Below are 5,184 nucleotides of genomic sequence, written 5' to 3'. Positions count from 1 at the left end.
CAAATGGAAACGCCCGAATACAGCCCATCTTTGGTGCAAAAGAGCAATTTTGAAGAAATCACATTAGAAGAAGCCACCCGTTCCCTGCATGAAGCTGCGGTTGAGGAATGGAACGAGCATTTAGCCGAAAAAAATGCGCCGATTTACAAAGACGAAGTTGAAACCCCATTATTGCGCGCTTCATCCCTACCGATGACAGGTATGGAAATCATCGACTACAACGACCCTATCTTGCGCCGCACACGCGAGCGTGCCTTGGCGCGTGCCAACAATGTCCGCGTGGCAGAAGCCAATGCGCCGCATATCGAAACCGTTCAGACGGCCTTAAGAACTGCCGAAAAGGAAGCCATCCTCCCCTATACTTCCATGCAGGCATTCCCATCTGAAATCCAAGCAGAAGATATTCACGACAACCTTGCCCGCCGTACCGCCGCACGCCACAAACTGGCCGCAGCCGTTGCCCCATTGCGCGACTACTCTCCGCGCACCATCGAAAATGACGAAATTTTGGCCAACTTGGGACAAATCAGCCGTCCTGCCAGCCTGCGCCGCCAAGTCCGCCATACTGAGGCGGCCGCCGAAAGATGGGCGCGCAAACAAGCTGCTACGGAAGCTGTTGCACCACAACCTGCCGCACCGGCAACACCGTCCCATCCGAAACCGGCTGCGCCTGTTAAAAAATCCCCTTATATCTCCCGACCTGCCGCACCAAACGCAACCGTAGTCGAGCCACCTGCCGTACCGGTTGTCCCTATGGCTAAAACCGATATTCCCGAACCACCCGTTTTCCAAACCTCGATTGCGCCGATTGACATCCCCGAGCCGCCTGCTTTTGAACATAAAATCCAAGTGCCGATTTTTGATTCGCAAGTCAATGCGCACGTCAGCAACCAACCTGAACGCAGTATCCGCGATTATTTAATCAGCGAATCTGCCGTCGAAGAAACAGAATTCGATGGTGAGCCGGAAGCGCCTGTACAAGCGGAAGCAGAAGCTATTCAAGCGGTTGAAACCATTGGACCCGTTGAATCTGTTGAAACAATCGCAAGGCCGTCTGAATATACACAGACAGTCGTTGAAACACCTGTTCAAACCGTAGAACCAAGCGTTCAAGAGAGTACGCCAAGCATAGCTATTCCAACTTCGGCAACACTGACCGATGCGCTTCTACCGACCACTGCCCTGCTCCTGCCGCCGCAGTTTGACCCAAGCGCCTCGCAAACTGAAGAACAGCTGCTGGAAAACAGCATTACCATCGAAGAAAAACTGGCCGAGTTCAAAGTTAAAGTCAAAGTGATGGACTCCTATTCCGGCCCGGTCATTACGCGCTACGAAATCGAGCCTGATGTCGGCGTACGCGGCAGTGCCGTTTTGAACCTTGAAAAAGACTTGGCGCGCTCGCTTGGCGTGGCTTCCATCCGCGTGGTGGAAACTATCCCAGGCAAAACCTGCATGGGCTTGGAATTACCTAATCCGAAACGCCAAATGATCCGCCTGAGCGAAATCTTCAATTCGCCTGCGTTTACCGAGTCCAAATCCAAACTAACCCTCGCGCTCGGCCAAGACATCACCGGCCAGCCTGTCGTCACCGACTTGGCCAAAGCGCCGCATCTGCTGGTTGCCGGCACGACCGGTTCGGGTAAATCCGTAGGCGTGAACGCCATGATTCTGTCCATGCTCTTCAAAGCAACGCCGGAAGACGTGCGCATGATTATGATTGACCCGAAAATGCTGGAGCTGAGCATTTACGAAGGCATTCCGCACCTGCTCGCCCCTGTCGTGACCGATATGAAATTGGCTGCAAACGCCCTGAACTGGTGCGTCAACGAAATGGAAAAACGCTATCGCCTGATGAGCTTTATGGGCGTGCGCAACCTTGCCGGTTTCAACCAAAAAATTGCCGAAGCCGCCGCGCGTGGCGAAAAAATCGGCAGCCCGTTCAGCCTCACGCCTGAAAATCCTGAGCCATTGGAAAAACTGCCGTTTATCGTGGTCGTGGTAGATGAGTTTGCCGACTTGATGATGACCGCAGGCAAGAAAATTGAAGAACTGATTGCCCGTCTTGCCCAAAAAGCGCGTGCAGCCGGTATCCATTTGATTCTTGCCACCCAACGCCCAAGCGTGGATGTCATTACCGGCCTGATTAAAGCCAATATTCCGACACGCATTGCATTCCAAGTGTCCAGCAAAATCGACAGCCGCACGATTCTTGACCAAATGGGTGCAGAAAACTTGCTCGGCCAAGGCGATATGCTGTTCCTGCCGCCCGGCACCGGCTATCCGCAACGCGTACACGGAGCGTTCGCATCTGATAATGAAGTACACCGCGTAGTGGAATACCTGAAACAATTCGGCGCGCCTGATTATATCGACGATATTTTAAGCAGCGGTTCGAACGAGGACTTTACCGGTACCAGCCGCAGCAACGACAGCGACCTCGACCCCATGTATGATGAAGCCGTTTCCGTTGTCTTGAAATCGCGTAAGGCCAGCATTTCCAATATCCAACGCCAACTGCGCATCGGCTACAACCGCGCTGCCCGCCTGATTGACCAAATGGAAGCCGACGGTATTGTTTCCCCGGCGGAAAACAACGGCAACCGCACCATCTTGGCGCAAAGCAGCGACCATCTGGATTAATTTATCTTTGTTTAAAATTAAGGCCGTCTGAAAACTTTTCAGACGGCCTTTTTTATCAGATAATCAGTTCAAAGATTCCGATCAAATTAATAATCTGTAAATAATATTACCTACGAAACCAAATGCTTTTGCATTAACGGCATTTGCTTCGTTATTAAATAAACCCAGCCTCAATAAACAAAATTCGACCTGCAAGATATATCCCTATCCATTTGTCACCATTTTCAGACGGCCTTTTGTCAAGACCGGAAAAAACAGGTAAATCCGTTTTTCGATTAAAAGCAATATTATTATGATTCATGCCTTCGGCAACACCCCACCCTTTACGAGGAAAAACAAATGAAAAAATATTTTGCAGAATTTTTCGGCACTTTCTGGCTGGTATTCGGCGGCTGCGGCAGCGCAGTTTTGGCAGCAACCTATCCTGAACTTGGCATTGGCTTTGCCGGTGTCGCTTTAGCATTCGGTTTGACCGTACTGACCATGGCTTACGCCGTTGGCCACATTTCCGGCGGCCACTTCAACCCTGCCGTTTCCGTCGGCCTTTTCATCGGCGGCCGTTTTAACGGTAAAGACCTGTTGCCTTACATCGTATCCCAAGTGATCGGTGCGATTGCCGCTGCGGGCGTTCTGTATCTGATTGCTTCCGGTAAAACCGGTTTTGATGCTGTTGCTTCCGGCTTTGCCAGCAACGGTTTCGGCGAACACTCTCCTAACGGTTACGACATGATGGCTGCTTTGCTGATCGAATTCGTACTGACCGCATTCTTCCTAATCATTATCATGGGTTCTACCGACAAACTAGCTCCGGCCGGCTTTGCTCCTATCGCCATCGGCCTTGGTCTGACCCTGATTCACTTGATCAGCATTCCTGTAACCAATACTTCCGTCAACCCTGCACGTTCTACCGGCGTTGCCTTGTTCCAAGGCGGCTGGGCTGTTGAACAATTGTGGTTGTTCTGGTTGGCTCCTATTGCCGGCGCAGCAGTTGGCGCGGCTATTTACCGCTTCGTTTTGGCTAACGACGACAAATAATCTTGACGGAATGACATTCCCGGGGCGGCTGATACTCTAAACTGACCGCACCCAAGTTGCCGAGATACAAACGCACCGCCTGACTCAGACGGTGCGTTTGTTTTCGCCATGTTACAATACTTTCTTTTCTCACATTCTCAAACCATCATGCAAACCTTACCTTTTCAAACCGATATCACCGCCAGAATGCTGGTCAATACCGAAAACGAAACCATCCATCCCGATGCCGTATTCGTACAAACACAAAACGGCTATTGGATTGCTTGGCACGACCAGCAAGCCGCCCTGCTTGCCCCCGGCACGCCGCCCGATATTCCCTGCTTTTGGGTAGAAGGTGCAGAAAGCTTGGAAGAGCTGGTAAGCATGGTAGAAAACGGTGAATTTGACGAAGTCGAAGAATTTGACGGCGATGATGATGCTTGGCAAGAAGCACTCGGATGCGGCCATCATCACGAAGGACACTGCGGATGCAGCCATTGAGATGCACAAAACGCCTGCTTCCGGTACTTGCCCTTTGTCTGACGCTTAACGGCTGCGTTGTAGGCGCGGCTGTCGATTTGGCTGCTACAACCGTCCTGACTGCCGGAAAATTGGTTGTCAAAGGAACGGGGGCAGTGATTGATGCCGCCATTCCTGACGGTAAAAAAGAAAAGAGCAAAGAAAAAGAAAAGAGCAAAGAAAAGCCAAAATCGGAAGAAATCATCCACAAAGAAGATTCCTCCGATGAAGTAACGCAATAATCCTTCAGACGGCCTCAGTAAGGTAACCAATCCTACTGAGGCCGTCTGAACATTCATCCTTACATATAGCCCTGTTCGCGCAAAGAGCAGGTTTCTTTTGCCGTCACGATAAAATGATCCAACAGCGTAATATCGACCAAACTTAAAGCCTGTTTCAAACGCTCTGTAAACTGCACATCAGATTCAGACGGCCTTGCCGAACCGCCCGGATGATTGTGTGCCAAAATCAAACTGTCGGCATATTCATCCAATGCCAATTTAACGATTTCACGGATATAAACCGTATTTTCCGCCACCGTACCGCGCGACAATTCCCGTACCGCAATCAATTGATTTTGACGGTTAAGCAGCAAAGCAACGCTGACCTCAATTTTTTCATGTCCAAGATGCAGGCGCAGATAATCCGCAACCGATTTCGGGTTTGACAGAACAATCTGCTCCTGCAAATCTTCACCCAAAATCCGCCGCCCGATTTCTTTGACCACTGCAAACTGAGTATAGCTCGCCAAGCCCATGCCCTTATAAGCAGCGAGTGTTTTGGCATCCGCACTCATCAGCGTCCCCAAGCTGCCAAACTCACTCAACAAATAACGCGCCAAATCAACCGCGCTTATACCTCGCGTTCCGACACGCAGCAAAATCGCCAGCAACTCCGCATCACTCAACGCAGCCGCACCGTGCGCCAAGAGCTTCTCGCGCGGCCGCTCCCCTTCGGGCCATTCTTTGATACTCATGTTTTCCCTTTTATTTATATAGCGGATTTAGTTTT

The 5,184-nt window shown here is 50.8% G+C and carries 5 protein-coding genes; 4 read left to right on the top strand and 1 reads right to left on the bottom strand.

Annotated elements, in window-relative coordinates:
• From ACTHUE_RS10590 to ACTHUE_RS10575, 4 genes are all read left to right on the top strand, one after another.
• A partial coding sequence (locus ACTHUE_RS10590; protein ID WP_440423434.1) for a DNA translocase FtsK occupies window positions 1-2,640 on the top strand: 2,640 nt, incomplete at its 5' end.
• A gap of 339 nt (window positions 2,641-2,979) precedes the next feature.
• Window positions 2,980-3,675 (top strand): aquaporin Z, encoded by a 696-nt coding sequence (gene aqpZ, locus ACTHUE_RS10585; protein ID WP_219088386.1) that lies wholly within the window; start codon window positions 2,980-2,982, stop codon window positions 3,673-3,675.
• Window positions 3,676-3,822: 147 nt separating this feature from the next.
• Complete coding sequence (locus ACTHUE_RS10580; RefSeq protein WP_219088384.1) at window positions 3,823-4,155, top strand: general secretion pathway protein GspG; 333 nt, start codon at window positions 3,823-3,825, stop codon at window positions 4,153-4,155.
• Window positions 4,143-4,415, top strand: coding sequence for an NF038104 family lipoprotein (locus ACTHUE_RS10575; RefSeq protein WP_219088381.1), 273 nt, complete (start codon window positions 4,143-4,145; stop codon window positions 4,413-4,415). Before ACTHUE_RS10580 ends, ACTHUE_RS10575 begins: the two co-directional genes overlap by 13 nt.
• A 59-nt stretch (window positions 4,416-4,474) precedes the next feature.
• Here the strand turns inward: ACTHUE_RS10575 and radC are convergent, their stop codons facing one another.
• A complete protein-coding gene (radC, locus tag ACTHUE_RS10570; protein WP_219088379.1) occupies window positions 4,475-5,149 on the bottom strand; it encodes a RadC family protein in 675 nt (224 codons plus the stop codon).
• Between the last annotated feature and the right edge of the window lie 35 nt (window positions 5,150-5,184).

This window comes from Neisseria sp. P0021.S005, assembly GCF_051956955.1.
Note: the sequence above shows the minus strand (reverse complement) of the source record. Positions and strands in the feature narration are given on the sequence as shown.

Bases quoted from the DNA above. Each gene is read 5' to 3' on its own strand.
- radC (WP_219088379.1), bottom strand. From the start codon at position 5,149: ATGAGTATCAAAGAATGGCCCGAAGGGGAGCGGCCGCGCGAGAAGCTC.
- aqpZ (WP_219088386.1), top strand. From the start codon at position 2,980: ATGAAAAAATATTTTGCAGAATTTTTCGGCACTTTCTGGCTGGTATTC.
- ACTHUE_RS10575 (WP_219088381.1), top strand. From the start codon at position 4,143: ATGCAGCCATTGAGATGCACAAAACGCCTGCTTCCGGTACTTGCCCTT.
- ACTHUE_RS10580 (WP_219088384.1), top strand. From the start codon at position 3,823: ATGCAAACCTTACCTTTTCAAACCGATATCACCGCCAGAATGCTGGTC.